The following is a 24,881-nucleotide window of genomic DNA, read 5'->3' on the forward strand; positions in this document are numbered from 1 at the left end:
CATCCTCTCATAGGTAAATTATACCACCTCAATTACGGAATGCCATCCCATTATAAGGATGGCATTCTCGTTACAGGATCAGTTCAATCGGATGTTCCACCAGCTTCTTGATGGTGTCACAGAAAGCTGCAGCAGGGGCACCATTGATGACTCTGTGGTCAAATGAAAGGCTGAGTGTCGCCACTTTCCTGTTATGGAGCGCACCATCCTTCAATGCCGGCTGATCGGTTGTGGCACCGATACCGAGTATGGCCGCCTGCGGTTTATTGATGATGGGGGTAAAGCTTGTAATGCTGTACATGCCGAGGTTCGAGATGGTGAATGTGCCGCCGGTCATATCCTCCTGGGCGAGCTTGCGGCTGCGTGTATCCTCAATCAGGCGTCTGATTTCTTTGCTGATGCCGAATAAACCCATCTTCTCGGTATTTTTGACGACAGGGACAAACAGCTCCTTATCCACAGCAACAGCCAGCGAGATGTTTCTTTCTTCGTGGTAGCTGATTTCATTGTCCTGGAAAGTGATGTTGACATCCGGGTGCAGATTCAATGCTTTTGACGTGATGAGAATGAACAGATCGTTGAAGGATACCTTTACATCTTCATGCCTTGCGTTCAGATTCTTCCTCAGTTCAATCAGCGTATCCATATTCACTTCAAAATTCAATGTGACATGGGGGATGGTCGAACTGCTGTCGGCCATGCGGTCTGCTGTCACTTTGCGTGAACCTCTCAATTTCTCGGTCCGGACAGGTGCAGCCTGGCTTTCCGGAGCTGATGATACAGGTTCATTTACGCTGCTCGTCTGTTTTGCTGGCGTTTCCGTCTGCGTGGAGAGATGATTGACGACATCGGCCTTATGGATGCGTCCATTTCTCCCACTGCCTGTGACATGTTTGATATCCACGTCATTGTTTCTAGCGTGTGCCCGTGCAGCCGGTGTGGCCCGCACTTTGCCGATCATCGACTCCCTTTTGCCAGAAACTTCAGATTTGGATGTTGCACTTTCTGCAGTATCATCCTGCTGCTTGCTCTCTGCAGGTGCATCTGAACCTTCTTCAGAGGCGGCCCCGCTCTCGCCGGGTGCTTCATCGGGAACGGATTCTCCCGCTTCACCGATGAAGCCGATGACGTGGTTGACCGGAACGACATCATCCGCTTCAAAATATTTTTTCAGTAATATACCGTCGTTATAGGATTCAACTTCAATATTGATCTTGTCGGTCATGATTTCCAAGATCGGTTCGCCGACTTCCACCGTATCGCCTTCTTCTTTAAACCATTCTATGACGGTACCTTCAGCCATCGTACTGCTCAATTTGGGCATGAAAATCTCATTTGCCATCTCTATCCCTCCTCGGACTGGTAGTTCACCATTTCGGCAACATTTGCGATAATTTCCTCAACCGACGGGATGGCTGCTTTTTCAAGCGTAGGGTTGTAGGGTACTGGTACAAAGGCTGCGCCAAGACGTCTGATCGGGTGGTCCAGGTAATCAAATGCCTCGCTTTCAGCGACGATGGATGCAATCTCCCCACCGATGCCACCGAACTTGACTGCTTCATGCACAACGAGCAGACGTCCTGTCTTCTTGACCGATTCGACGACAGTCTCCACATCGAATGGCACGAGAGTCCTCGGATCGACGATTTCGACTTCAATGCCATTTTCAGCAAGTTTCTCAGCTGCTTCAAGCGCCTTGTGGACCATGACACCGGTCGCGACAATCGTCGCATCCGTCCCTTCCCGTTTGATATCCGCTTTGCCGAGCGGAATGCTGTACTGCTCTTCGGGTACGTCTTCCGACGTTTTATAGAGCAGCTTATGCTCATAGAAGATGACCGGGTTGTCATCATCCATTGCCGCTTTCAGCAGCCCTTTGGCATCGCTTGCTGTTGATGGCTGGACGACTTTCAGTCCCGGTATATGGGCCACCCATGCTTCAAGACTCTGCGAGTGCTGGGCTGCTGCGCCTGTACCTGAGCCGGATGGTGTCCGGACAACGATCGGGATGGTCCCCTTGCCGCCATACATATACCTGATCTTGGCTGCCTGGTTCGCCAGATTATCCATCGCGATGGTGATGAAGTCGGAGAACTGCAGCTCCAGAATCGGACGCATGCCTGTCAGAGCAGAGCCGATAGCTGCGCCTGAAATGGCTGCTTCGGAAATAGGGGTGTTCCGGATACGCTCCGGTCCGAATTCCTCGATCATGCCGCGGGATACACCGAATGCACCACCATATACTCCGATATCCTCCCCGAGCATGTAGACATCATCATTCTTTCTCATTTCCTGGGAGAGTGCCTCCCTGACTGCTTCCAAATAAGTTATTTCCCTCATTATCATATCCTCCTATTCAGCATAGACATCTTCGAGTAGTGTTGATACATCCGGCTCCGGGCTGTTGAGGGCGAACTCCACGCTATCCTCTATTTTCTGGACAGCTTCTTTTTTGATTCTTTCGGCGTCTTCTTCAGTAAAGATGCCGTGCTCGATCATATTATCGCGCATTCTTTTGATCGGATCCTTGGCCCGCCATTCCTGCTCCTCATCACGAGTCCTGTACTTCTTGGCGTCACTCTTCGAGTGTCCCTTCCAGCGGTAGGTCTTGCATTCGATGATGCTTGGACCGTTACCATTTCTGGCAAAGTCGGCTGCTTCTTCCATCGCGTTCATTACATCGAAAATGTTATTGCCGTCGACGACTGTTCCTGGAATACCGTAGGAAGCCGCACGATCTGCGATATTTTTAATGTTGGTCATGTCATTCACCGAGCCTGACATGCCGTACTGGTTGTTCTCGCATACGAAGACGACGGGCAGCTGCCAGACGGAGGCGAGGTTGATTGCTTCATGGAAGCTGCCTTCATTTGATGCGCCATCCCCGAAGAAGCAGGCGACGATGTACCCCTCATTACGCATCTTTGAAGTCAGTGCCGCACCTGTCGCAATCGCGAAGCCGCCACCGACGATGCCGTTGGCGCCGAGGTTGCCCTTCTCAAGATCTGCAATATGCATCGACCCGCCTTTGCCCTTGCAGTAGCCGGTCGTTCTGCCGAAAAGTTCCGCCATCATATTATTGACGTCCGCCCCTTTGGCGATGCAGTGTCCGTGTCCCCTATGTGTGCTCGTAATCTTGTCCGTATCATCGAGCAGCGCACATACTCCAGCCGCTGACGCTTCCTGGCCGACAGCCAGGTGAGTGGTGCCATGAATCTTTCCTTTCGCGAAGAACTCGTCCACCTTCTCATCGAATAGCCTTATCAGCCACATCTGTTCGTAAAGCTCAAGCAGTTTCTCATCAGTTACTTTCTCAGGAACCTGTAGATTCATAATACGCCTCCCTTTACATTTGTTCATAAACAGAACATTTGATAATAATGTAAGGGATTACGTTAAGTTTGTCAAATTTTAATTACAGTTTTTAGGTCCTTTTAAAAATTTTCAGAAATCTATTGACTTTAAATTGAAAGCGCTTTATTATTTACATAAGTTCTAGAAAGGAACGAATGTAAAGGGGGCGGTCGGTGTGCAGACCTGGATTTTCATAGGTGCGGTTTTCGTCCTGCTATGGGCAGCGCAGTTCATGATGACCCATTTCCAGATGAAGAACTACTACAGCACCATCCATGAGATGAGTCGGAGGGGTTCTGGATACTTGGGTGTCGGTGTCAGCAAGAAGCGTTTTGGAAAGGGTGTCGTCATGGTGCTTGTAAGTGACGAACATGATGTTGTAGTGGATGCCAAGAGGATGAGCGGGGTCACAGTGTTCTCACGGTTTGAGAAGTATTCCGAAGCAATCGGGGAAAACCTTTCCTCACTACTTGCTTTCAATACGGATCCCCAGACACAGCAGGCGCTATATAAGGCAATTGAAAAAATAGAAGTAGAGAAAAAATGACAGGAAAGTAGGTTATGACCATGGATTTCATTGTAAGGATAGCTGAAGGATTCATCGGCATGTTTGAAGCTGGTGGAGAAACTTTCATGGGTATGGTCACCGGAATCATCCCGCTTCTGATTGTTCTGATCACGGCTGTAAATGCTGTCGTCAAATTTGTCGGAGAAGAACGCGTTGCCAGGTTTGCACAGAAGCTTACCAAATTCTTCATTTTCAGATATACACTGTTTCCGCTGCTTGCAGTATTCTTTCTGACAAATCCGATGGCCTATACGTTCGGACGATTTCTGCCTGAGAAGCAGAAGCCGGCATTCTATGATTCTGCCGTATCCTTCGTCCACCCGATCACCGGGCTTTTCCCGCATGCGAATCCGGCGGAGCTTTTCGTCTATCTGGGAATCTCTGCAGGACTGACGACGCTCGGGCTGCCACTTGGACCGCTGGCCATCATGTACTTTGTAACCGGCCTGATCGTCATTCTGATCAGAGGTGTGGTTACCGAGTTCATTACTGTAAGAATGATGAAAAAACAAGGCTATACAGAGAAGGAATAGGGGGTCTACCATATGTACAAATCAGTCAAGATTTCAAAGGGTTCGGGAGGCTGGGGAGGTCCCCTCACCATCTCGCCGAGTGATGAAAAACCTTACATTGCGTCAGTGACCGGCGGTGGCATCCATCCTTTGGCACAGCACATTGCGGACGAAACAGGAGCGACTGCTGTCGACGCCTTCAGTACGAAAGTCGACTACGATGAAATGGCATGTGTCGTCATCGACTGCGGGGGCACGGCACGATGCGGCATCTATCCGAAAAATGATGTCATGACAATCAACGTGCATGGTACCGGTCCATCGGGTCCGCTCATGCAGTTCATAAAAGAAGACAACTTTGTCTCCGGGGTGAGAAACCATAACGTCGAGGTGACGAACGCTGCTCCGGGCGAGGACAGACCGCTACCGGACGCACCGGTCTCAGGCAAGAAGACCGCGCAGGAATTGAAGGCGGAGGCCAGACAGAAAGTTGCGGAGAACTATAGGGAACCGAAAAAGGCGAACTTCATCGAAAAGATCGGACGCGCAATGGGTGGCGTCGTCAGCGTATTCTACCAGGCCGGGCGTGAAACGATCGACCAGGTCATCAAGAACATTCTGCCATTCATGGCTTTCGTATCGATGCTCATCGGTATCATCACATTCACCGGCATCGGTGATATCATCGCCAACCTTGTGACGCCGCTTGCAGGCAACATCATGGGGCTGCTGATCCTATCAATCATCATCTCACTCCCGATCCTCTCCCCGGTCCTTGGTCCGGGTGCAGTCATCGCCCAGGTCGTCGGTGTACTGATCGGTGTCGAAATCGGCAACGGAAACATTCCGCCGGAAATGGCACTGCCAGCGCTCTTCGCCATCAACCCACAGGTCGGCGCGGACTTTGTACCGGTTGGACTCACTCTGGGTGAAGCGGAGCCGGAAACGATCGAAGTCGGTGTACCGGCGGTACTGTTCTCGCGGGTCATTACAGGACCTGTTGCCGTACTGATCGCCTTTGCACTGAGCTTTACAATCTACTAGGAAACAAGGAGCTGTAGAATTTCATGGAAAAACTAAAATCCACAATCGTCGAACTCGGAAAAGAGTGGGAAATGATGAAGGAAGGCGATATGCTCATCCTTTTTAATGAAACTGCACCGCAGGAACTGAAAGATATTGCGGTCATCCACAACGGTTCGGGCGTCACCGAACCAGTGGCTGCCGGCGACTATATGCATCTCGGCGATACATCATTTGAAATCCTCTTTGTGGGAGATGTCGCCAACGAGACTTTGAGGGATCTCGGACATGCGACCTTCAATTTCAACGGCGAAAGCCACTCCGACCTGCCGGGCACCGTATGCCTCGAAAAGAAGGAGATTCCTGAACTTCGGGAAGGCCAGGAAATCATCATAAAAAACAGTTAATCAAGGAGGATGTCATGTTAGGAGTAAATAGAGAACTGAAGCAGCTGCAGGAGTCGGGGAAGCATATCGGAGTCGGTCTGGTCGGCGCGGGACAGATGGGGAGGGGCATGATCTCCCAGATTGCCTCGATGAATGGCATGAAGGTCGTCGCCACAGCAGACATCAATCTGGACAGCATCACATCGGCCTATAGAAACGCCGGTCTTGAAGAAGCGGACATTGCCACGGCTGAAAATAAAGAAGATGCTGACAAGGCAATAGCTGAAGGCAGGAGTGTCGCATTGACGGATGCCGGTCTGATGAGTGAACTGGATGGGGTGGATGTGGTCGTTGATGCGACAGGTGTCCCTGAAGTGGGTGCATCCGTTGCAATCAAGGCGATTGAAAATAAAAAGCACATCGTTATGCTGAATGTCGAAGCGGATATCACCATCGGCTACTACCTCTATCGGCTGGCCGAGGAGAACGGAGTCATCTATACCGGTTCTGCCGGTGACGAACCGGGTGCCATCATGGAGCTCTACGATTTTGCAGATGCGCTCGGGTTCGATGTTGTGGCACTCGGCAAAGGAAAGAATAATCCATTGAACCTTGAAGCCAATCCGGACAGTGTCAAGGAGGTGGCGAAAGAGAAGGGATCCAGTCCCAAGATGATCGCCTCCTTCCAGGATGGTACAAAGACGATGGTCGAAATGAATGCGGTGGCCAATGCGACCGGGTATGTGCCGGATATTCCAGGAATGCACGGCTTCTCCGGTGGAGTGAAGGATCTGCCTGAAATCTTCAGACTGGAAGCGGATGGCGGCAAGGTGCAGAACAAGTATATTGTCGAATACATCAACGGCGTGGCGCCGGGTGTCTTCATCATCATCGCCTCCGACAAGGAGGAAGTGAATGCGGAACTCAAGTACTTGAGCATGGGACCCGGACCAAACTACGTCCTCTATCGACCGTATCACCTGACGAGCCTCGAGACGCCGCTTTCGATTGCGAAAGCATACTTGAGCGGCACGCCGACCATTGCCCCTTATAAAGGCATGGTTGCCGAGACTGTCACAGTCGCCAAGATCGATCTTAAAAAAGGAGACCATCTGGACAGCATCGGTGGATATACCGTCTACGGCCAGGTCTACAAATATGAAGAGGCAAAGGCACAGGATGCTCTGCCGATCGGACTGGTGAACAGCAATCTGGTGCTTCAGCGGGATATTGCGAAAGGTGAAGTCATCACATACGCAGATGTCGAGGGCGGCGAATCCTCCCTCATATGGGAACTGAGAAGGAAGCAGGATGAATTATTGAAAAAATAGATACGACCGTCTACACTGGACAAGGCTGCCTCGGGCAGCCTTGTTTTTGTGCTGTCCGCTGTATGGATGCTATAACTATATATTTTCTTCCAGAAAATATATAATAGTAATAATTATATTTATGGAGGCCTGTTTGATGGCAAAAGCGAAGAATATTTTCGAATGTCTATCATGCGGTTACGAGTCGCCCAAGTGGATGGGCAAGTGTCCGAATTGCGGGGCTTGGAACAGCATGGAAGAGAAGATTGTTCATAAAGAGACCAAGGTCAAAGGCACACTTGGCAAGGTTGATAACGGCAAGAAAACAAAGAGTGAGAAGCTGAGCCGGGTCAGGAAGGAGCATACACCGAGGACGAAGACACGCATCCAGGAATTCGACAGGGTGCTTGGGGGCGGCATCGTTCCTGGTTCGCTCATACTTATCGGTGGCGATCCGGGTATCGGTAAATCGACGATACTGCTGCAGACGGCACTGATTCTGTCAGAGAGTGCCAAAGTGCTGTATGTATCAGGGGAGGAATCGGTGGAGCAGATCAAGCTCAGAGCGGACCGTCTTGAAGAGTCCAGCGAGGAGCTGAATGTACTGGCTGAAACCAATCTGTTCTATATTCATGATGAAGTGAAGCGGCTCGAACCGGATTTCCTCATCATAGACTCCATCCAGACCATCTTCCATCCGGACGTCACAAGTGCACCGGGCAGTGTGGCACAGGTGAGGGAGAGTACACAGAGTATCATGAACATCGCGAAGGGTCAGCAGATTGCGACCTTCATCGTCGGACACGTCACCAAGGAAGGTCAGATTGCCGGACCCCGGCTGCTCGAACACATGGTGGATACGGTGCTTTATTTTGAAGGGGAACAGCATCATACACACAGATTGCTCAGGGCGGTGAAGAACCGTTTCGGCTCGACGAATGAAATGGGCATATTCGAGATGAAGAATACAGGATTGAAGGAAGTGCTCAACCCTTCTGAAATATTTCTGGAGGAAAGATCGAAGAACAGCCCGGGATCTGCAATCGTCGCTACAATGGAAGGTACACGGGCGATGCTCGTCGAAGTGCAGTCCCTGGTGACACCGACGCACTTCCATAATCCGAGGCGGATGGCTACAGGCATCGATCATAACCGGCTGTCGCTGCTCATGGCGGTACTCGAGAAGAGTGAGGGGCTGCTCATGCAGCAGCATGACGCCTACGTGAAGGTTGCAGGCGGCGTAAGGCTCGATGAACCGGCTGTCGATCTGAGCATCGTTGTCAGCATTGCTTCAAGCTTCAAATCGGCATCGGTCAGAGGCACCGACTGTTTCATCGGAGAAGTCGGCCTGACAGGGGAAGTCCGTCGGGTGACAAGAATCGAGCAGCGTGTGCAGGAAGCGGCGAAACTCGGATTCACCAGAGCATTCATACCCGCATCGAACAATGCAAAGATGGAACCGGTCGATGGAATGGAAGTGGTCGGGGTGAAGACGCTCAGTCAGGCGCTTAAAGTAGCATTCAGCAAAGATTAGGAGGTGACAGGATGCTGCGATACTTACTATATGTATGCTATCTGCTCCTGGGCCTATCCGGAGGCATATGGCTGATGCCTGAAATCTATCAGGTCATGCCTTTTGATCCACCGGGGTGGCTCGACAACAATATCGTCAATGCGGTATTCGGCATCGTACTCATATATATTTTATTTTTCTGGACGATAAGGCATGTGGAACGCTGGATAAAAAGCAGCGAGCGGCTGCTGCTGAACAGAAGCCTGCTTGAGATATCCCTGGCGACGCTTGGTATGATCATCGGTCTATTGATTGCTGTCTTAATTTCTTTAATAATAAATACAATCGCGTTACCGATAATCGGTGACATCATACCATTCATACTTGCCGTAGTGCTCGGCTATCTCGGCTTTCAGATCGGCATCAGCAAACTTGGTGAGATTGTCGATCTTCTCCCTGCACGCAACAAGGGCAGGGAAGTGTCCCGTACGAACGAGACTTCAGTGAAGTTTCTCGACACAAGTGCAATCATTGATGGTAGAATTGTTGACATAATGAAGACGGGGTTTATTGAAGGACAGCTTGTCATTCCCCAATTTGTACTGGATGAGCTCCAGCTGATTGCAGACTCGACCGACCCGATAAAAAGGGATAAGGGCCAAAGAGGTCTCGACATGCTGAGCCAGCTGCAGGAGATCAGTGATCAGACTGAAATCCGCGAAATCGAATATGATAAACTGGATGTGGATCATCAGCTGATCGACCTGGCAAAAAAGGAAAACGGCGATATCATCACAACGGATTTCAACCTCAACCGTGTCTGCCAGCTTCATCAGATAAAAGTGCTCAATGTGAATGCACTTTCCGATGCCATCAAGCTGGTCGTCCTCCAAGGCGACAGAATTACCATTCTTGTCTCGAAAGTGGGTAAAGAAGAAGGACAGGGTGTCGGCTATCTGGAAGATGGTACGATGGTTGTCGTGGATCACGGCAGGAAATATATCAATCAGACAATTAAAGTGGAAGTGACAAGCGTGCTCCAGACAAACTCTGGAAGAATAATTTTCTCGAAGAAAGTGAGTTAGATATGGGATATGTAGCAGTTATACCAGCAGCAGGCCTTGGCAAAAGAATGGGCTACGACTATAACAAGATCTTCATACAGATCAACGATATCGCAATCATACAGATGACGGTCAGGCAGTTTGAAAACGATGGCAGCTGCGATGCGATATATCTTGCTGCCCGCAAGGATGAACTTGATAGCATGAGGCGTCTATTCTCGGATTCACCTAAAGTCAAAGGCATATATGAAGGTGGGAAGGAGCGTCAGGACAGCATCTATAATGTCCTGAAACAGATACCGCCCTGTGACCATGTACTGATTCATGATGGTGCGCGCCCCTTCGTCTCCCAGGATATCCTTTTTGAGCTGTATCAGAACGTAAAGCATAAAGGTGCTGTCATCTGTGGCGTCAATGTCATAGATACAATCAAGAAGGTGGAGGACGGGAAAGTATCGGAAACAATCCCCCGGGAAGAGCTGTTTGTTGTGCACACCCCGCAGGCCTTCTCCTATGACCTGATCATGCAGGCCTATGAAGCGGCAGAGAAGAATGACCTGAAAGTGACGGATGATTCCAGCATGGTGGAGGCACTCGGCAAGGAAGTGCATGTGGTGACTTCCAATTACGACAATATAAAAATCACCACGATGGAGGATCTCATCATGGCTGAATCCATCATCAAAAGGGTGGCGGACCAGCATGTTTAGAATTGGACATGGCTACGATGTACATGCATTCGAAGAAGGCCGCAAGCTGATCATCGGCGGCATCGAAATCCCCTATGACCGGGGGCTCAAAGGTCATTCCGATGCCGACGTCCTCCTCCATACGATGGCGGATGCCATACTTGGCGCACTGGCGCTTGGAGATATCGGCAAATTCTTTCCGGACACCGATGCAGTCTTCAAGGATATGGATTCCAAGGTGCTCCTTGGTGAAGTGGTGGCAATGATGCACGAAAAAGGATACAGGCTCGGAAATATCGATGCCGTCATCATGGCGGAACGCCCCAAATTCAGACCGTATATCGACGAGATGCGCGATGTCTCAGCATCCCTTTTGAAGACGGATGTCTCGAATGTTAATATTAAGGCAACAACGACTGAAAAGCTTGGATTCACCGGCAGAGGCGAAGGCATCGCTTCTGAAGCGGTGGTTCTAATTGAAAAAGTGGAGGAATCATAATGGATAAAGTAAGAGTAAGATATGCACCAAGCCCCACCGGCTATCTGCATATCGGCAATGCAAGGTCAGCATTGTTCAACTATCTTTTCGCCCGTCGCTATGATGGGGATTTCATCATCCGCATCGAAGATACGGACAGTGCAAGAAACGTGGAGACAGGTGAAGAATCACAGCTTCACTATTTGAAGTGGCTCGGCCTTGAATGGGATGAAAGTGTGGATCAGGATGGCGGCTACGGTCCATACCGGCAGTCCGAACGCCAGCATATCTACCAGCCTGTAATAGACAGACTGCTGGAAGAAGGCAAGGCGTACCGCTGCTACATGACATCAGAAGAGCTCGAAGCGGAGCGCGAAGCACAGATCGCCCGCAGTGAGATGCCGAGATATGGCGGCCAGCATGCGAATCTTACAGCTGAAGAGGAGCAGGCATTCATCGATGAGGGCAGAGAGCCGAGCATCCGCTTCCGTGTGCCGAAGGATAGGACCTATACGTTCAATGACATCGTAAAAGGTGAAGTATCGTTCGAGTCCAATGGTATCGGCGACTGGGTCATCGTCAAAAGAGATGGTGTACCGACGTACAATTTCGCCGTGGTCGTCGATGACCACGAAATGGAGATCTCTCATGTTCTGCGCGGAGATGACCATATATCCAACACACCGAAACAGCAGATGATATATGAAGCAATGGGCTGGGAAGAGCCGAAGTTCGGCCATATGACCCTCATCGTCAATGAAGACAAGAAGAAGCTTTCAAAACGTGATGGTTCCATCATCCAGTTCATCGAGCAGTACAAAGATCTCGGCTACCTGCCTGAGGCACTTTTCAATTTCATTGCCCTGCTTGGCTGGACACCTGAAGGTGAGGATGAAATCTACTCCAAGCAGCAGTTCATCGAACTGTTCGATGAAAAGAGGCTGTCGAAGTCACCTGCTTTCTTCGATAAGCAGAAGCTTACGTGGATCAATAACCAGTACATGAAGGAAAAGGATGCGGAAACAGTCTTCCAGATGGCACTGCCCCACCTTGTAAAGGAAGGGCTTGTCGAGGAGAATGCTTCAGATGAGGAGCTGGACTGGGCGCGCAAGCTCGTCGCACTCTACCAGGAGCAGATGAGTTTTGCCGGAGAGATTACAACACTCTCCGAACAGTTCTTCAAAGAGGAGATCGAATTCGATGAGGCTGCCAATGCGGTCATCGCCGATGACCATATCCCCGAGTTGATGGCGGCACTGTACGATCGTTTTGATGCACTTGAGGACTTCACTCCCGAAGCCATCAAGGCAGCAATCAAGGATGTGCAGAAGTCGACCGGCTTTAAAGGCAAGAAGCTTTTCATGCCGATTCGTGTGGCAGTTACAGGACAGACCCGCGGTCCGGAACTGCCCGACACCATTTCGCTGATCGGCAAAGAGAAGGCGCTGGAGCGTATCGGCAAGCTGAAATAGCCGGACAAACAAGTTGCAGCATGCTGCATAATCCTTTATGATTATTAGCACAGAGAATCCAGTATGATTTTCGGGCGGAAACCAGAGATTATCCGGCAGGTGTGAGGATAACCGTCCATTGATCAGAATTGCCCTCTGTGTCCAATTTGATATTTCATGAGTGCAGCATGTGCTGCAAGCAGAGTGGAACCGTGCAATGATGCGCCTCTGTCCTAATCGGACAGGGGCCTTTTTTAGATAGGAGGGAGGAACTGTAGAATGCTGAGCAGGATCAAAGAAGATGTCGATATGGTGCTGGAAATGGATCCGGCGGCCAAGAACCGTATGGAAGTGCTTGCCACCTCCTCGGGACTTCATGCCATCTGGTCGCACCTGATCGCCCATAAGCTGTATAAGAGGAACTTTACGACAAGTGCACGCATCATCTCCCAATTGACCCGTTTTTTGACCGGCATTGAAATTCATCCTGGCGCCGAGGTCGGACGCAGATTGTTCATCGATCATGGCATGGGAACCGTCATAGGTGAAACGTGCCGCATCGGCAACAATGTAACCATCTATCAAGGTGTAACACTTGGTGGGACAGGTAAGGAAGAACAGAAGCGGCATCCTGATATTGATGACAACGTACTTATTGCCGCCGGAGCTAAAGTGCTGGGGAATATAAGGATTCATGAAAACTCGAAAATCGGGGCAAATTCCGTCGTCCTGAAGGACATTCCCAGGGATTCGACCGTCGTCGGCATTCCGGGATATGTCGTCAAACAGGCGGGGGAAAAAGTGAAAAATGCAAGAGACTTGAACCATGCCGATCTGCCAGATCCCATTCTGGACATGATTCTGGGCTTGGAAGACGAAATCAAAGACTTCAGGAACGAAGTCAGGAACGAGGTAGAAAATGGTTCTCATATTTAACTCTTTAACACGGCAGAAGGAAACATTCGAACCGATTGAAGCGGGTAGAGTCAGAATGTACGTATGCGGTCCGACAGTATACAACTATATCCATATCGGCAATGCACGTCCGGCCATCGCATTCGATACAGTGCGACGCTATCTTGAATACAAAGGCTACGAAGTGGACTATGTCTCCAACTTCACCGACGTCGATGACAAGCTCATCAAGGCATCGATCGAGCTGAAAGAGGAAGTGCCGGTCATTGCGAACCGCTTCATCGATGCATTTTTTGAGGATACAGGCGCTCTCAATGTCAAACGGGCGACACATCATCCACGCGTCATGGATCATATGGATGACATCATCGAATTCATCCAGGTACTGGTCGACAAGGGACACGCCTACGCGTCGGAAGGGGATGTCTATTTCAGAACACGTTCCTTCGACCAGTATGGCAAGCTCTCCCACCAGTCGGTCGATGATCTGAAAGTGGGTGCAAGAATCGAAACGGGTGAAAAGAAGCAGGATCCACTCGATTTCGTGCTGTGGAAGCAGGCGAAACCGGATGAAATCAAATGGTCTTCACCTTGGGGTGATGGCCGTCCCGGCTGGCACATCGAATGCAGTGTCATGGCACACCGTCATCTCGGTGATACAATCGACATCCATGCCGGCGGACAGGATCTGACCTTCCCGCACCATGAAAATGAAATTGCGCAGAGTGAATGCATGACGGACAGCACATTTGCAAACTACTGGATGCATAACGGCTACATCAATATCGACAACGAAAAGATGTCGAAGTCCCTCGGCAACTTCATCCTCGTCCACGATATCATCAAGGAGATCAATCCGAATGTGCTGCGCTTCTTCATGATCAGTGTCCATTACCGCAATCCGATCAACTATAACCGCGAACTCGTGGAAGCGGCTGAGAACGGACTGAAGCGCATCCAGTCGAGCTACCTGCAGGCCAAGGAGCGGCTAGGTACGGCCGTCGGCAATGGTGGCGATGAAGTGCTCAACCAGATCATTACCGACAACCTTGCAACGTTCGAGTCCCATATGGATGATGACTTCAATACGGCCAATGCCATAACGGCATGGCATGATCTGGCAACCGAACTCAATAAATACCTGCGCCGCACGACAACATCCGAAGATGTTCTGAACCGCTTCATCCAGGCCTTCGATGTATACAGCGGAGTTCTCGGCGTTGAGCTTGATGAAGCGGAAGTGCTGCTCGATGAGGAGATCGAAGCGCTGATCGAAGAACGCAATGAAGCAAGGAAGAACAGGGACTTTGCGCGTGCAGATCAGATTCGTGATGAACTGAAGGACCAGGGCATCATTCTCGAGGATACGAAGGAAGGCGTGCGCTTCAGACGTGGCTGATCACCGACCGGAGACGATGCAGCCGCTGTCCTTGGCCTTTGTCGGGGACGCCGTATATTCGGTATATGTACGCACCCACCTGCTGATTGAAAAGCCCTATCTGAAGCCGGATGCCATCCATCGGGAGGCCAACAGGCTGGTCAATGCAGGGGCGCAGGCCGAAGCACTTGATCATCTGCGCAAGAATGTGCTGACTGAGGATGAGTGGGATATTGCGAGGAAAGCGAGAAACAAGTCAAGTGCCACAAGAGCGAAGAATGCTTCAATCAAAGACTATAGAAATGCTTCCGGACTGGAGGCGCTTGTCGGCCATCTTCATATTTCCGGCAATCGTAACCGGATTGATGAGCTGATGGAAATCATTTTGGAAACAGGGAGGGATAATGATGAGTGATTCAGTAATTGCAGGCCGCCATGCGGTACGTGAGGCACTGCAGAGTGGTGCCGACATCAACAAGGTGCTCATCCAGGATTCGGTGAATAAAGGGCAGGTCAAGGAAATTATGGATGCTGCGAGAAACAAGAAGGTGATTGTCCAGACAGTGCCGAAATCGAAGCTCGATGGATTGACCGACGAGCGGCACCAGGGTGTCATCGCCCTTGGCAGTCCCCATGAGTACATGCCTTTTGAAACACTGATGGCCCGTGTTGAAGGGAAACAGGCAAACCTGGTCATCCTCGATGGCCTGGAAGATCCGCATAACCTGGGCTCCATACTGAGAACGTGTGATGCCACCGGATTTGATGGTGTCATCATACCGAACCGGCGGTCGGTGCAGCTTACCGATACGGTCGCCAGAACATCAACCGGTGCCATAGAGCATGTGCCGGTCGTGCGGGTGACCAACATCAACCAGACGATCGACAAGCTGAAGGAGAAGGGGTTCTGGGTTGCCGGCAGTGACGGCGCAGGACAGATGGACTACAGGGAGATGGCAGCAGATGTCAATACAGTGCTCGTTGTCGGCAGCGAAGGGAATGGCATCAGCAGAAAAACACTCGAAAAGTGCGACTTTGTCGTACGCATTCCGATGGTCGGCCATATTACGAGCCTCAATGCTTCGGTTTCAGCGGCGCTTCTGATGTATGAAGTGTTCCGTAAGCAGAATGATATCGGGCGTGGATGATATGCAGCGAAAAAAGAGACGCATACTGATAGTGGATGGCTATAATCTGATCGGCGCGAACCAGGAACTGCACAGGGAATCCTTCCAGTCGCTAGAAATTCCGAGAGAAAAGGTGCTTGGTGCACTGGCCGAGTACCAGTCGGTCGCAAACTATGAAATCATATGTGTATTCGATGCCTACGAAGTCCGTTCGAACGAAAGTCTGCTGGACTTTCATGGCGTAACAGTAGTCTACACGAAGGAAAAAGAGACGGCCGATGAGTACATCGAGCGTTTCGTCCATGACCACTATCATCCGCATCTATGCGAAATCAGTGTAGTGACCAGCGATCTCACGGAGCAGAATGCCATTTTTGCTCTCGGTGCCTACCGGATATCTTCCAGGGAGATGTGGGTGAACCTGGCGGAAGCTGAAAAAAATATCAGCAGGAAGATAGACTCGATTAACGAGAAAATGCCCAGGCAGAAATTGAATATCGGCGAGGATGTCCAGGCAAAACTTGAAAAATGGCGCCGGGGCCGATTCTAGCGTATTGAACTTGGCGCCATTCCCTCTTATTATTTCTTTAGATGGACAGGGGGAGTGGGGACATGTACCAGATTACTGCATTTCATTTTACAGTCAGGGAGAAAAATATCGACGATACACTGGATGCACTGGCAGCCAGAGTACGTGAAGGCGATATGGAAGCCTTCGATCTCATGGATGAGAAGCTGAGGCCGCAGATCAGCCGGATGAGCTACCGGTACATGGACCACTTCCATGAACGGGAGGATATGGAGCAGGATATGATGGAGGCGGCACTCAGGCTGTGCCACCGCTATCAGAGCGGGCGGGGGCGCTACCGCCACTATCTGTTCCGCACACTGCGCTTTGAAATGAAATCCCGCATGCGGACGCACGGTCTGAAGTACTATAACGAAGGCATGACGGTCGAGGACAGGCGGCTGCCGAAGCCGGTGGATAAGGATGAGGAGGAAGCCGACCCGATCAACATGATGGTCAGGGAGGAGCAGCTCCAGTATCTGATGCATAAGAAGGGCGTATGCTCGCCGCTTGAGCGGATGGTGCTTGAATACCTTGGCAAGGGCCATGATATCGATGATGTATGCAGGGAATTTGCGCTTGAACGCAAAAGTGTCATCAATACGCTCCACCGCATCAGACGTAAAAAAGAGCGCCTGGTCTCGGCTGAATGGGCCGAGGATGCATTTGACAACGTCGACTGAAATCGTTATAGTAAATTAGAATTGAAATGAGGATTTTATGATGAAAGTGGCATTGATATGCACCGAATGCGGGTCGCGCAACTACACGACTGAAACCGAGCATAAGAAAAGGCTCGTTCTCAGAAAGCACTGCAAGACGTGCAACCGGCATACGACTCATAAGAGTTCCATCTGATACAGGAGGAAGCAACCGATGGCAAACAATAAAAATTTCCTGCAGAATGTCGTCAGCGAAATGAAAAAAGTAAGCTGGCCGACTGGTCAGGAAACAGTACGCTATACAACCGTCGTCATGCTCACAGTGATATTCTTTCTGGCGTTCTTCTATGCGCTGGACCTGGGTATCTCCGCTATCATAGACTTAATGTAACCAAAGGAGAGATACTATGTCTGGAGAAAAGAACTGGTATGCCGTGCACACCTATTCCGGATATGAAAATAAAGTAAAAGCGAATCTCGAGGCCCGCCTTGAATCCATGAACATGCAGGATCAGATCTTCCGTGTCATCATTCCTGAAGATGAGGAGACGACAGTGAAGGACGGCAAGCGCAAGACGGCGATGAAAAAGACATTTCCGGGCTATGTGCTTGTGGAACTGGTCATGACGGATGAATCATGGTATATCGTGCGCAACACGCCCGGTGTAACCGGCTTTGTTGGTTCACAGGGTGCAGGCAGCAAGCCGAATCCGCTATTGCCGGAAGAAGTCAAGTTCATTCTGAAGTCCATGGGCATGACGGAACGTACAGTGGATTTCGAAGTCGAAGTTGGAGAATCGGTCAACATCGTCGATGGACCTTTCAAAAACCAGACCGGAGAAATCCGTTCGATCGACGAAGAGCATTACAAGCTTACAGTACTCGTGGAAATGTTCGGTCGCGAGACGCCGGTTGAAGTGGAGTTCGATCAGATTGAAAAATTGTAATAAGTGTCTTGTATTATCAGTGAAATAATGGTATATTATCATGGTCGAATTTTTGTTCGACCATCTTTTTTATGATGCGAGTGGGAGGATGAAAACTGACATCCTATGACCACATCACGATAACGAGGAGGTGCACATCGTGGCTAAAAAAGTAATCAACGTAGTAAAATTGCAGATTCCTGCAGGTAAAGCGAATCCGGCGCCACCGGTAGGTCCGGCACTAGGTCAAGCAGGTGTAAACATCATGGGATTCTGTAAAGAATTCAATGCACGTACACAGGAGGACGCTGGTCTCATCATTCCGGTTGAAATTTCCGTATTCGAGGACCGTTCTTTCACATTCGTTACAAAGACTCCACCAGCAGCAGTTCTTCTTAAGAAAGCTGCCAATGTTGAAAAAGGTTCAGGCGAACCTAATAAAAACAAAGTGGCAACAGTAACTGAAGCGCAAGTACGTGAAATTGCTGAAACTAAAATGGAAGATCTTAATGCAGCAGACGTGGAAGCGGCTATGCGTATGGTCGCAGGTACAGCAAGAAGCATGGGCTTCACTGTAGAAAACTAATTTGAATTGACCATAAGATTAAAGTATTAATACAAACGTGGGAGGATAACCCGCTATAACCACAAGGAGGAATAGTAATGGCTAAGAGAAGTAAAAAGTATCAGGCTGCTCTTGAGAAGTTTGATCAAAATGCGTCTTATAGTATAGAAGAAGCAGTCAAACTTGCTAAAGAAACAAGCACTGTAAACTTCGACGCTTCTGTAGAAGTAGCTTTCCGTCTGGGTATTGATACGCGTAAAAACGATCAGCAGATCCGTGGAGCAATCGTTCTGCCGCACGGTACTGGCAAGTCACAACGTGTATTGGTATTCGCCAAAGGCGACAAGGCAAAAGAAGCAGAAGCAGCAGGTGCAGACTACGTAGGCGACCAGGACTACATCCAGAAGATCAATGGTGGATGGTTTGATTTTGATGTCATCGTAGCGACACCGGACATGATGGGTGAGGTTGGTAAACTCGGCCGTGTGCTTGGACCAAAAGGTCTGATGCCAAACCCTAAAACAGGTACGGTAACTATGGATGTTACTAAAGCAGTTGAAGAAATCAAAGCAGGTAAAGTTGAATACCGTGCAGAGAAATCTGGTATTGTACACGCAGCGATCGGTAAAGTCTCCTTCGATGAAGCGAAACTCGCTGATAACTTCAGAGCACTCTCTGATGCGCTGTCAAAAGCGAAACCAGCTTCCGCCAAAGGTGTCTACTTCAAATCCGTAGCAGTGACTTCAACTATGGGCCCTGGTGTCAAAGTCGACCCTGGTGAAGTAAGAGTCTAACAGCAGCAAAATAAATGTTGACAACTGCATCTATAGTCTGTATAGTTGCAGTTGTATTTTAATATTCCCGAAGACAGTAGGAGCACCCTGTGCTTAAAACACAATCCTGCCGAGGCAAATGATGACGACTTGAATTCATATTAAAACATTCAAGCACTTTTTGCCGTGGGTAAAAGGTGTTTTTTTAATGCACCGAATACACAAAAATTATGGAGGTGTAACTATGTCAAATGTGATTGAAGCTAAAAAGCAGCACGTAGATGTGATCTCTGACCAGCTTAAGAACTCCGTATCTACAGTACTTGTAGACTACCGTGGACTTTCAGTATCAGAAATGACTGAACTGCGTAAGCAGCTTCGTGATGCGGGCATCGAGTTCAAAGTATACAAGAACACGATGACACGCCGTGCAGCTGAAAAAGCTGAACTTACTGAAATCAATGAGTTCCTTACAGGTCCGAACGCGCTTGCATTTTCCAACGAAGATGTGATTGCACCTGCGAAGATCATCAACGAATTCGCTAAGACACATGAAGCTTTGGAAATCAAAGCGGGTATCATCGAAGGAGCGTTCACACCAGCTGAAGATGTAAAAGCGATCGCAAAGCTTCCGAACAAGGATGGACTTGTTTCCATGCTACTTTCTGTACTTCAGGCTCCAGTACGCAACTTCGCCTATGCAGTTAAAGCAATCGGTGAAGAGAAAGAAAACGAAGAAGCCTAAACCAAACTAAAAAACGGAGGAATTATAATGTCTAACGAACAAATCATTGAAGCAATTAAAGAAATGTCCGTACTCGAACTTAACGACCTTGTTAAAGCAATTGAAGAAGAATTCGGCGTAACAGCTGCAGCACCGGTAGCAGCAGCAGGCGCTGGCGCTGGTGAAGCAGCTGCTGAAGAGCAGACTGAATTCGACGTTGAACTTACAAGCGCTGGATCTTCCAAAATAAAAGTCATCAAAGTTGTTCGCGAAGCAACTGGTCTTGGTCTTAAAGACGCTAAAGAAGTTGTCGACGGCGCACCTAAAGTCGTTAAAGAAGGACTTTCCAAAGAAGAAGCTGAAGAGCTTAAATCCCAACTTGAAGAAGTTGGCGCTAGCGTAGAACTTAAATAATTTTTGTGTAGGTATTTTGAGGCTCATGTTAAACATCCATTGTTTAAATGAGCCTCTTTCTTATCTTATGCAATTGTCTTTACATAGGAGTGATGTCCATGAGCCATTATTTTACTGGAAACAACACGGAACACGAATACAAGGAAATCGAATTCCGCTACAATGACAAAGTCTATCGTTTCAGGACGGATCGCGGCGTCTTCTCAAAAGATCGCGTCGACTACGGTTCCCATGTTCTGATCGATGCTGTTGCCAAAGACCGGAGCACGGCGGAAGATGATGCATTCATAGATATGGGTGCAGGTTATGGGCCCGTCGGTACTGTCCTTGCAGATATTTTGCAGGCAAGCCCGCTGATGGTCGAGGTCAATTCCGATGCGCTCGCGCTGTGCGAAGAGAATGCCGGGCGCAATGGGGTCGCGGCCAAAGTCATGGATCGCGAGGAATTTGATGCGCGTTCCGCCGGGGCGGTGTCCTTCTACGTGACGAATCCGCCGTTCCGTGCAGGCAAGCCCACAGTCATCGGGATGATTGGAGATGCACATGATCGGCTTGGTGCAGGCGGTGCCTTCTATATGGTGGTCCAGAAGAAGCAGGGCATGGCATCATACAGAAAAGAAATCGAATCGCAGTTCGGCAATGTGGAAGTGATTGCAAAGGATAAAGGCTACCATGTCCTGAAGGGCATCAAAGCGTAGTAATAAAGTTTGACTTGACAAATGTACTATGGTATAGTTATAGAATGTAAAAATATAATGTCAATCCGTATGCGCTTTTTGAGCTGCGATTGGCAGGAGCGTATTAAATATTGTTAATAAATAGAAAATGGGGTTGGTTTCGATTCCGTTTTCTTTTTGTCTTATTAACTGTTTAACTTGCTTCGGTGAATGTTTTACGTAATTTTTATTAGGGGTGAATCTGTCGATGAGTCAACTGATTCAATATGGAAGACACGCTAAACGCAGAAGCTATGCACGTATCGAAGAGAAATTGGATCTGCCGAACCTGATCGAAATCCAGACAAAATCCTATGATTGGTTCCTTGAAACGGGTCTTATTGAAATGTTCAAGGACATTTCGCCTGTAGAGGACTTCACTGGGAACATGTCTTTGGAGTTTGTGGACTACAAGCTTGGCGAGCCCAAGTATGATGAGGATGAAGCAAAGAACCATGATGCCACATATTCTGCACCATTGCGTGTAAAAGTACGTCTTGTCATCAAAGAGACGGGTGAAGTCAAGGAACAGGAAGTGTTCATGGGCGATTTCCCACTGATGACGGATACAGGTACTTTCATCATCAACGGCGCAGAGCGCGTAATCGTATCGCAGCTTGTCAGAAGTCCATCTGTGTACTACTCGGAAAAAACGGACAAGAATGGTAAGGCGAGCTTTGGTGCAACAGTGATACCAAACCGTGGTGCATGGCTTGAATACGAAATCGATGCTAAAGATATTGTATATGTAAGAATCGACCGTACGCGTAAGCTTCCAATGACAATACTGCTTAGAGCGCTTGGATTTTCTACAGACCAGGAGATCATCAATCTTCTTGGTGACAATGAATATATCAGAAACACACTTGAAAAAGACACGACAGAAACAGTGGATCAGGCACTCCTAGAAATCTACGAACGACTTCGCCCAGGTGAACCACCAACTGTGGAGAATGCCAGAAATCTTCTCTATTCAAGGTTCTTCGATCCGAAGCGTTACGACCTTGCGAGTGTTGGACGCTACAAAATGAATAAAAAATTACATCTTAAGAATCGCCTGTTCAACCAGGTGCTTGCTGAACCTATTGTTGATAGGGAAACCGGTGAAATCATAGCCGAAGCAGGTACGACGATCGACCGTCGCACACTGGATGGCATCATTGACGTACTTGAGGCAGATGCGAATCTTGAAACATTCCACCTTGAAAATGGCCTGCTCGATGAACCGATCGAAGTCCAGTCCATCAAAGTAGAGGCACCGAACCAGGAAGATGGTACGACTACCATCATCGGCAATGCATTCCCGGATGTTGAAGTGAAATCAATCACACCGTCCGACATCATTGCTTCCATGAGCTATTTCTTCAACCTGCTTCATGGTGTAGGCGACACTGACGATATCGACCACCTGGGCAACCGTCGTCTGCGTTCTGTCGGCGAACTGCTGCAGAACCAGTTCAGAATCGGACTGTCCCGTATGGAGCGTGTCGTCAGGGAGCGCATGTCCATCCAGGACACGGAATCCATTACGCCACAGCAGCTGATCAATATCCGACCGGTCATTGCATCAATCAAAGAATTCTTCGGCAGCTCCCAGCTGTCACAGTTCATGGACCAGACGAATCCGCTTGCCGAACTGACACACAAAAGACGTCTGTCTGCACTTGGGCCCGGCGGTCTGACACGTGAACGCGCAGGTATGGAAGTACGAGATGTACACTATTCCCACTACGGGCGCATGTGTCCGATTGAAACGCCTGAGGGACCGAACATCGGGCTGATCAACTCGCTGTCCAGCTATGCAAGAGTGAACGAATTCGGCTTTATCGAAACACCATATAGAAGAGTGGATCCGGAAACAAACCGTGTAACCAGCCAGATCGACTACCTGACAGCTGATGAAGAAGACAGCTATGTAGTAGCACAGGCCAATGCACTCCTCGATGAGGATGGTTCATTCATCAGAGAAGAAATCGTCTGCCGCTTCCGTGGGAACAACACGAGAATGGCGAGAGAACGCATGGACTACATGGACGTATCGCCGAAGCAGGTTGTATCTGCCGCGACAGCATGTATCCCGTTCCTTGAAAATGATGACTCCAACCGTGCCCTGATGGGTGCGAACATGCAACGTCAGGCAGTGCCGCTTCTGATACCGCAATCTCCACATATCGGTACAGGCATGGAGCACGTCGCTGCACGCGACTCCGGTGCAGCAGTTGTTGCACGCCATAGAGGCCGTGTTGAGCACGTGGAAGCGAAAGAGATCCATATCCGCCGCATCGTCGAGGAGAATGGAAAAGAAATCGAAACGGAAAAGGACGTCTATAGACTGTCCAAATTCATCCGTTCAAACTCCGGTACATGCTACAACCAGAAGCCGATCATTGCCAAAGGCGACATCGTGTCGAAAGGTGAGATCCTCGGTGATGGTCCTTCCATGGACAATGGTGAAATGGCACTCGGACAGAACGTTGTCGTCGGATTCATGACATGGGACGGCTACAACTATGAGGATGCCGTCATCATGAGTGAACGTCTTGTGAAAGATGATGTCTACACTTCCATCCATATCGAAGAATACGAGTCCGAATCCCGAGATACAAAACTCGGACCTGAAGAGATCACAAGAGATATCCCGAATGTGTCCGATAATGCGCTTAAGAAACTCGACGAGCGCGGTATCGTTCACATTGGTGCCGAGGTCAAGGATGGCGACATCCTCGTCGGTAAAGTAACGCCTAAAGGTGTAACGGAGCTGACGGCTGAAGAACGCCTTCTGCATGCCATCTTCGGAGAAAAAGCACGTGAAGTACGCGATACATCACTCCGTGTGCCACACGGTGCCGGTGGTATAGTCCTTGATGTCAAAGTCTTCAACCGTGAAGACGGCGACGAACTTTCTCCAGGGGTCAACCAGCTTGTACGTGTCTACATCGTCCAGAAGCGTAAGATCAGCGTAGGGGATAAGATGTGTGGCCGACACGGCAACAAAGGTGTAATCTCCAGAATTCTTCCGGAAGAAGATATGCCTTACATGCCGGATGGCACACCGATTGATATCATGCTCAACCCGCTTGGTGTACCTTCCCGTATGAACATCGGTCAGGTGCTTGAGCTTCACCTCGGCATGGCTGCCCGTGCAATGGGTCTGAAAATGGCTTCACCGGTATTCGATGGTGCCAACGAGGAAGATGTGTGGGATACGATGGCAGAAGCCGGTCTTGCCCGCGATGGTAAGACAGTACTCTACGATGGCCGTACAGGCGAACCGTTCGAGAGCCGTATTTCCGTCGGTGTCATGTATATGCTGAAACTCGCACACATGGTTGATGACAAACTTCACGCAAGAAGTACCGGACCATACTCCCTTGTTACACAGCAGCCGCTTGGTGGTAAAGCACAATTCGGTGGTCAGCGTTTCGGGGAAATGGAAGTATGGGCACTGGAAGCATATGGTGCTGCCTATACACTGCAGGAAATCCTGACCGTCAAGTCGGATGATACTGTAGGCCGTGTGAAAACCTACGAAGCAATCGTAAAAGGTGAAAATGTCCCTAAACCTGGAGTACCTGAGTCCTTCCGCGTACTGATGAAGGAACTCCAGAGTCTTGGCCTCGATGTCAACATCCTCGATGAGAACGATGAAGAAATAGAGATGCGTGATACTGAAGAGGATGATGCATCCAATCAGATGAATCTAAGCGAGAAAACAAGCGCTGCAACTGAAGATGTTACTGAATGATGATTGAGCTTGATAAAACT

Annotated in this window: 28 protein-coding genes and 1 other annotated feature; of the genes, 25 read left to right on the plus strand and 3 right to left on the minus strand. The window is 49.3% G+C overall.

The window, feature by feature from the left end:
* Positions 1-70: 70 nt before the first annotated feature.
* From J4760_RS05880 to J4760_RS05890, 3 genes are read right to left on the minus strand one after another with little or no spacing between them, the layout of a single operon-like run.
* On the minus strand, positions 71-1,342 hold the full coding sequence (locus J4760_RS05880) for a dihydrolipoamide acetyltransferase family protein (protein WP_237605087.1): 1,272 nt from the start codon (positions 1,340-1,342) through the stop codon (positions 71-73).
* Between the two features lie 2 nt (positions 1,343-1,344).
* A complete protein-coding gene (locus tag J4760_RS05885; RefSeq protein ID WP_145289906.1) occupies positions 1,345-2,340 on the minus strand; it encodes an alpha-ketoacid dehydrogenase subunit beta in 996 nt (331 codons plus the stop codon).
* 12 nt (positions 2,341-2,352) lie between these two features.
* The gene (locus tag J4760_RS05890; protein WP_145289908.1) at positions 2,353-3,333 is read right to left on the minus strand and encodes a thiamine pyrophosphate-dependent dehydrogenase E1 component subunit alpha; all 981 of its coding nucleotides are present in this window, start codon (positions 3,331-3,333) and stop codon (positions 2,353-2,355) included.
* A gap of 196 nt (positions 3,334-3,529) precedes the next feature.
* Between J4760_RS05890 and J4760_RS05895 the strand changes: the two genes are divergently transcribed.
* The 25 genes from J4760_RS05895 (at position 3,530) to rpoB (ending at position 24,861) form a co-directional block, all read left to right on the plus strand.
* The gene (locus J4760_RS05895) at positions 3,530-3,901 is read left to right on the plus strand and encodes a transcriptional regulator GutM (RefSeq protein ID WP_145289909.1); all 372 of its coding nucleotides are present in this window, start codon (positions 3,530-3,532) and stop codon (positions 3,899-3,901) included.
* Between the two features lie 20 nt (positions 3,902-3,921).
* Entirely contained in the window at positions 3,922-4,455 is a 534-nt protein-coding gene (gene srlA, locus J4760_RS05900; protein WP_145289912.1) for a PTS glucitol/sorbitol transporter subunit IIC, read from the plus strand.
* A gap of 12 nt (positions 4,456-4,467) precedes the next feature.
* Positions 4,468-5,478 (plus strand): PTS glucitol/sorbitol transporter subunit IIB, encoded by a 1,011-nt coding sequence (srlE, locus tag J4760_RS05905; protein WP_145289915.1) that lies wholly within the window; start codon positions 4,468-4,470, stop codon positions 5,476-5,478.
* 23 nt (positions 5,479-5,501) lie between these two features.
* A complete protein-coding gene (locus J4760_RS05910) occupies positions 5,502-5,864 on the plus strand; it encodes a PTS glucitol/sorbitol transporter subunit IIA (RefSeq protein WP_145289918.1) in 363 nt (120 codons plus the stop codon).
* Positions 5,865-5,878: 14 nt separating this feature from the next.
* The gene (locus tag J4760_RS05915) at positions 5,879-7,174 is read left to right on the plus strand and encodes an NAD(P)H-dependent oxidoreductase (protein ID WP_237605088.1); all 1,296 of its coding nucleotides are present in this window, start codon (positions 5,879-5,881) and stop codon (positions 7,172-7,174) included.
* A 136-nt stretch (positions 7,175-7,310) separates the two neighbouring features.
* On the plus strand, positions 7,311-8,687 hold the full coding sequence (gene radA, locus J4760_RS05920; protein ID WP_237605089.1) for a DNA repair protein RadA: 1,377 nt from the start codon (positions 7,311-7,313) through the stop codon (positions 8,685-8,687).
* A gap of 11 nt (positions 8,688-8,698) precedes the next feature.
* On the plus strand, positions 8,699-9,751 hold the full coding sequence (locus tag J4760_RS05925) for a PIN/TRAM domain-containing protein (RefSeq protein ID WP_145289925.1): 1,053 nt from the start codon (positions 8,699-8,701) through the stop codon (positions 9,749-9,751).
* 2 nt (positions 9,752-9,753) lie between these two features.
* Positions 9,754-10,440, plus strand: coding sequence for a 2-C-methyl-D-erythritol 4-phosphate cytidylyltransferase (gene ispD / locus J4760_RS05930; protein WP_237605090.1), 687 nt, complete (start codon positions 9,754-9,756; stop codon positions 10,438-10,440).
* Entirely contained in the window at positions 10,433-10,918 is a 486-nt protein-coding gene (gene ispF, locus J4760_RS05935) for a 2-C-methyl-D-erythritol 2,4-cyclodiphosphate synthase (protein WP_237605091.1), read from the plus strand. Before ispD ends, ispF begins: the two co-directional genes overlap by 8 nt.
* Positions 10,915-12,369, plus strand: a complete 1,455-nt coding sequence (gltX, locus tag J4760_RS05940) for a glutamate--tRNA ligase (protein WP_281287306.1) — start codon at positions 10,915-10,917, stop codon at positions 12,367-12,369. Before ispF ends, gltX begins: the two co-directional genes overlap by 4 nt.
* Positions 12,370-12,627: 258 nt before the next feature.
* Positions 12,628-13,284 carry a serine O-acetyltransferase gene (gene cysE / locus J4760_RS05945; RefSeq protein WP_237605092.1) on the plus strand — a complete coding sequence of 219 codons (657 nt, stop codon included), beginning with the start codon at positions 12,628-12,630 and terminating at the stop codon, positions 13,282-13,284.
* Positions 13,268-14,662, plus strand: coding sequence for a cysteine--tRNA ligase (cysS, locus tag J4760_RS05950; protein WP_145289939.1), 1,395 nt, complete (start codon positions 13,268-13,270; stop codon positions 14,660-14,662). The genes cysE and cysS overlap by 17 nt, the downstream gene beginning before the upstream one ends.
* Entirely contained in the window at positions 14,655-15,056 is a 402-nt protein-coding gene (locus tag J4760_RS05955) for a Mini-ribonuclease 3 (protein WP_237605093.1), read from the plus strand. The genes cysS and J4760_RS05955 overlap by 8 nt, the downstream gene beginning before the upstream one ends.
* The gene (gene rlmB, locus J4760_RS05960) at positions 15,049-15,789 is read left to right on the plus strand and encodes a 23S rRNA (guanosine(2251)-2'-O)-methyltransferase RlmB (RefSeq protein WP_145289942.1); all 741 of its coding nucleotides are present in this window, start codon (positions 15,049-15,051) and stop codon (positions 15,787-15,789) included. The genes J4760_RS05955 and rlmB overlap by 8 nt, the downstream gene beginning before the upstream one ends.
* 1 nt (position 15,790) lies before the next feature.
* Positions 15,791-16,318, plus strand: coding sequence for an NYN domain-containing protein (locus tag J4760_RS05965; RefSeq protein ID WP_237605094.1), 528 nt, complete (start codon positions 15,791-15,793; stop codon positions 16,316-16,318).
* Between the two features lie 62 nt (positions 16,319-16,380).
* Positions 16,381-17,019, plus strand: a complete 639-nt coding sequence (locus J4760_RS05970; RefSeq protein ID WP_237605095.1) for an RNA polymerase sigma factor — start codon at positions 16,381-16,383, stop codon at positions 17,017-17,019.
* Positions 17,020-17,059: 40 nt separating this feature from the next.
* Positions 17,060-17,194, plus strand: coding sequence for a 50S ribosomal protein L33 (rpmG, locus tag J4760_RS05975; RefSeq protein ID WP_145289951.1), 135 nt, complete (start codon positions 17,060-17,062; stop codon positions 17,192-17,194).
* Positions 17,195-17,212: 18 nt separating this feature from the next.
* A complete protein-coding gene (secE, locus tag J4760_RS05980) occupies positions 17,213-17,389 on the plus strand; it encodes a preprotein translocase subunit SecE (protein ID WP_017549978.1) in 177 nt (58 codons plus the stop codon).
* Between the two features lie 16 nt (positions 17,390-17,405).
* Positions 17,406-17,945 carry a transcription termination/antitermination protein NusG gene (gene nusG / locus J4760_RS05985; RefSeq protein ID WP_145289953.1) on the plus strand — a complete coding sequence of 180 codons (540 nt, stop codon included), beginning with the start codon at positions 17,406-17,408 and terminating at the stop codon, positions 17,943-17,945.
* A gap of 139 nt (positions 17,946-18,084) precedes the next feature.
* Positions 18,085-18,510: a 50S ribosomal protein L11 gene (gene rplK, locus J4760_RS05990; protein WP_145289956.1), complete on the plus strand. Its 426-nt coding sequence runs from the start codon at positions 18,085-18,087 to the stop codon at positions 18,508-18,510.
* Between the two features lie 77 nt (positions 18,511-18,587).
* Complete coding sequence (rplA, locus tag J4760_RS05995) at positions 18,588-19,283, plus strand: 50S ribosomal protein L1 (protein ID WP_145289959.1); 696 nt, start codon at positions 18,588-18,590, stop codon at positions 19,281-19,283.
* Between the two features lie 49 nt (positions 19,284-19,332).
* Positions 19,333-19,478 (plus strand) — a sequence feature (ribosomal protein L10 leader region).
* Positions 19,479-19,506: 28 nt separating this feature from the next.
* Positions 19,507-20,007, plus strand: a complete 501-nt coding sequence (rplJ, locus tag J4760_RS06000; RefSeq protein ID WP_145289961.1) for a 50S ribosomal protein L10 — start codon at positions 19,507-19,509, stop codon at positions 20,005-20,007.
* A 24-nt stretch (positions 20,008-20,031) separates the two neighbouring features.
* A complete protein-coding gene (rplL, locus tag J4760_RS06005; RefSeq protein WP_145289963.1) occupies positions 20,032-20,400 on the plus strand; it encodes a 50S ribosomal protein L7/L12 in 369 nt (122 codons plus the stop codon).
* Between the two features lie 98 nt (positions 20,401-20,498).
* Entirely contained in the window at positions 20,499-21,098 is a 600-nt protein-coding gene (locus J4760_RS06010; protein ID WP_237605096.1) for a class I SAM-dependent methyltransferase, read from the plus strand.
* A gap of 226 nt (positions 21,099-21,324) precedes the next feature.
* Positions 21,325-24,861, plus strand: coding sequence for a DNA-directed RNA polymerase subunit beta (gene rpoB, locus J4760_RS06015; protein WP_145289969.1), 3,537 nt, complete (start codon positions 21,325-21,327; stop codon positions 24,859-24,861).
* Positions 24,862-24,881 lie beyond the last annotated feature (20 nt).

Origin of the sequence: Salinicoccus sp. ID82-1 (assembly GCF_021991715.1) — a bacterium.
GTDB classification, from domain to species: domain Bacteria; phylum Bacillota; class Bacilli; order Staphylococcales; family Salinicoccaceae; genus Salinicoccus; species Salinicoccus cyprini.

Bases quoted from the DNA above. Each gene is read 5' to 3' on its own strand.
- srlA (WP_145289912.1), top strand. From the start codon at position 3,922: ATGGATTTCATTGTAAGGATAGCTGAAGGATTCATCGGCATGTTTGAA.
- J4760_RS05925 (WP_145289925.1), top strand. From the start codon at position 8,699: ATGCTGCGATACTTACTATATGTATGCTATCTGCTCCTGGGCCTATCC.
- J4760_RS05880 (WP_237605087.1), bottom strand. From the start codon at position 1,342: ATGGCAAATGAGATTTTCATGCCCAAATTGAGCAGTACGATGGCTGAA.
- rplJ (WP_145289961.1), top strand. From the start codon at position 19,507: ATGTCAAATGTGATTGAAGCTAAAAAGCAGCACGTAGATGTGATCTCT.
- ispF (WP_237605091.1), top strand. From the start codon at position 10,433: ATGTTTAGAATTGGACATGGCTACGATGTACATGCATTCGAAGAAGGC.
- radA (WP_237605089.1), top strand. From the start codon at position 7,311: ATGGCAAAAGCGAAGAATATTTTCGAATGTCTATCATGCGGTTACGAG.
- J4760_RS05915 (WP_237605088.1), top strand. From the start codon at position 5,879: ATGTTAGGAGTAAATAGAGAACTGAAGCAGCTGCAGGAGTCGGGGAAG.
- J4760_RS05890 (WP_145289908.1), bottom strand. From the start codon at position 3,333: ATGAATCTACAGGTTCCTGAGAAAGTAACTGATGAGAAACTGCTTGAG.
- srlE (WP_145289915.1), top strand. From the start codon at position 4,468: ATGTACAAATCAGTCAAGATTTCAAAGGGTTCGGGAGGCTGGGGAGGT.
- secE (WP_017549978.1), top strand. From the start codon at position 17,213: ATGGCAAACAATAAAAATTTCCTGCAGAATGTCGTCAGCGAAATGAAA.
- J4760_RS05910 (WP_145289918.1), top strand. From the start codon at position 5,502: ATGGAAAAACTAAAATCCACAATCGTCGAACTCGGAAAAGAGTGGGAA.
- rlmB (WP_145289942.1), top strand. From the start codon at position 15,049: ATGAGTGATTCAGTAATTGCAGGCCGCCATGCGGTACGTGAGGCACTG.
- J4760_RS06010 (WP_237605096.1), top strand. From the start codon at position 20,499: ATGAGCCATTATTTTACTGGAAACAACACGGAACACGAATACAAGGAA.
- ispD (WP_237605090.1), top strand. From the start codon at position 9,754: ATGGGATATGTAGCAGTTATACCAGCAGCAGGCCTTGGCAAAAGAATG.
- cysS (WP_145289939.1), top strand. From the start codon at position 13,268: ATGGTTCTCATATTTAACTCTTTAACACGGCAGAAGGAAACATTCGAA.
- rpmG (WP_145289951.1), top strand. From the start codon at position 17,060: ATGAAAGTGGCATTGATATGCACCGAATGCGGGTCGCGCAACTACACG.
- J4760_RS05965 (WP_237605094.1), top strand. From the start codon at position 15,791: ATGCAGCGAAAAAAGAGACGCATACTGATAGTGGATGGCTATAATCTG.
- rplA (WP_145289959.1), top strand. From the start codon at position 18,588: ATGGCTAAGAGAAGTAAAAAGTATCAGGCTGCTCTTGAGAAGTTTGAT.
- nusG (WP_145289953.1), top strand. From the start codon at position 17,406: ATGTCTGGAGAAAAGAACTGGTATGCCGTGCACACCTATTCCGGATAT.
- J4760_RS05970 (WP_237605095.1), top strand. From the start codon at position 16,381: ATGTACCAGATTACTGCATTTCATTTTACAGTCAGGGAGAAAAATATC.
- cysE (WP_237605092.1), top strand. From the start codon at position 12,628: ATGCTGAGCAGGATCAAAGAAGATGTCGATATGGTGCTGGAAATGGAT.
- rpoB (WP_145289969.1), top strand. From the start codon at position 21,325: ATGAGTCAACTGATTCAATATGGAAGACACGCTAAACGCAGAAGCTAT.
- J4760_RS05885 (WP_145289906.1), bottom strand. From the start codon at position 2,340: ATGAGGGAAATAACTTATTTGGAAGCAGTCAGGGAGGCACTCTCCCAG.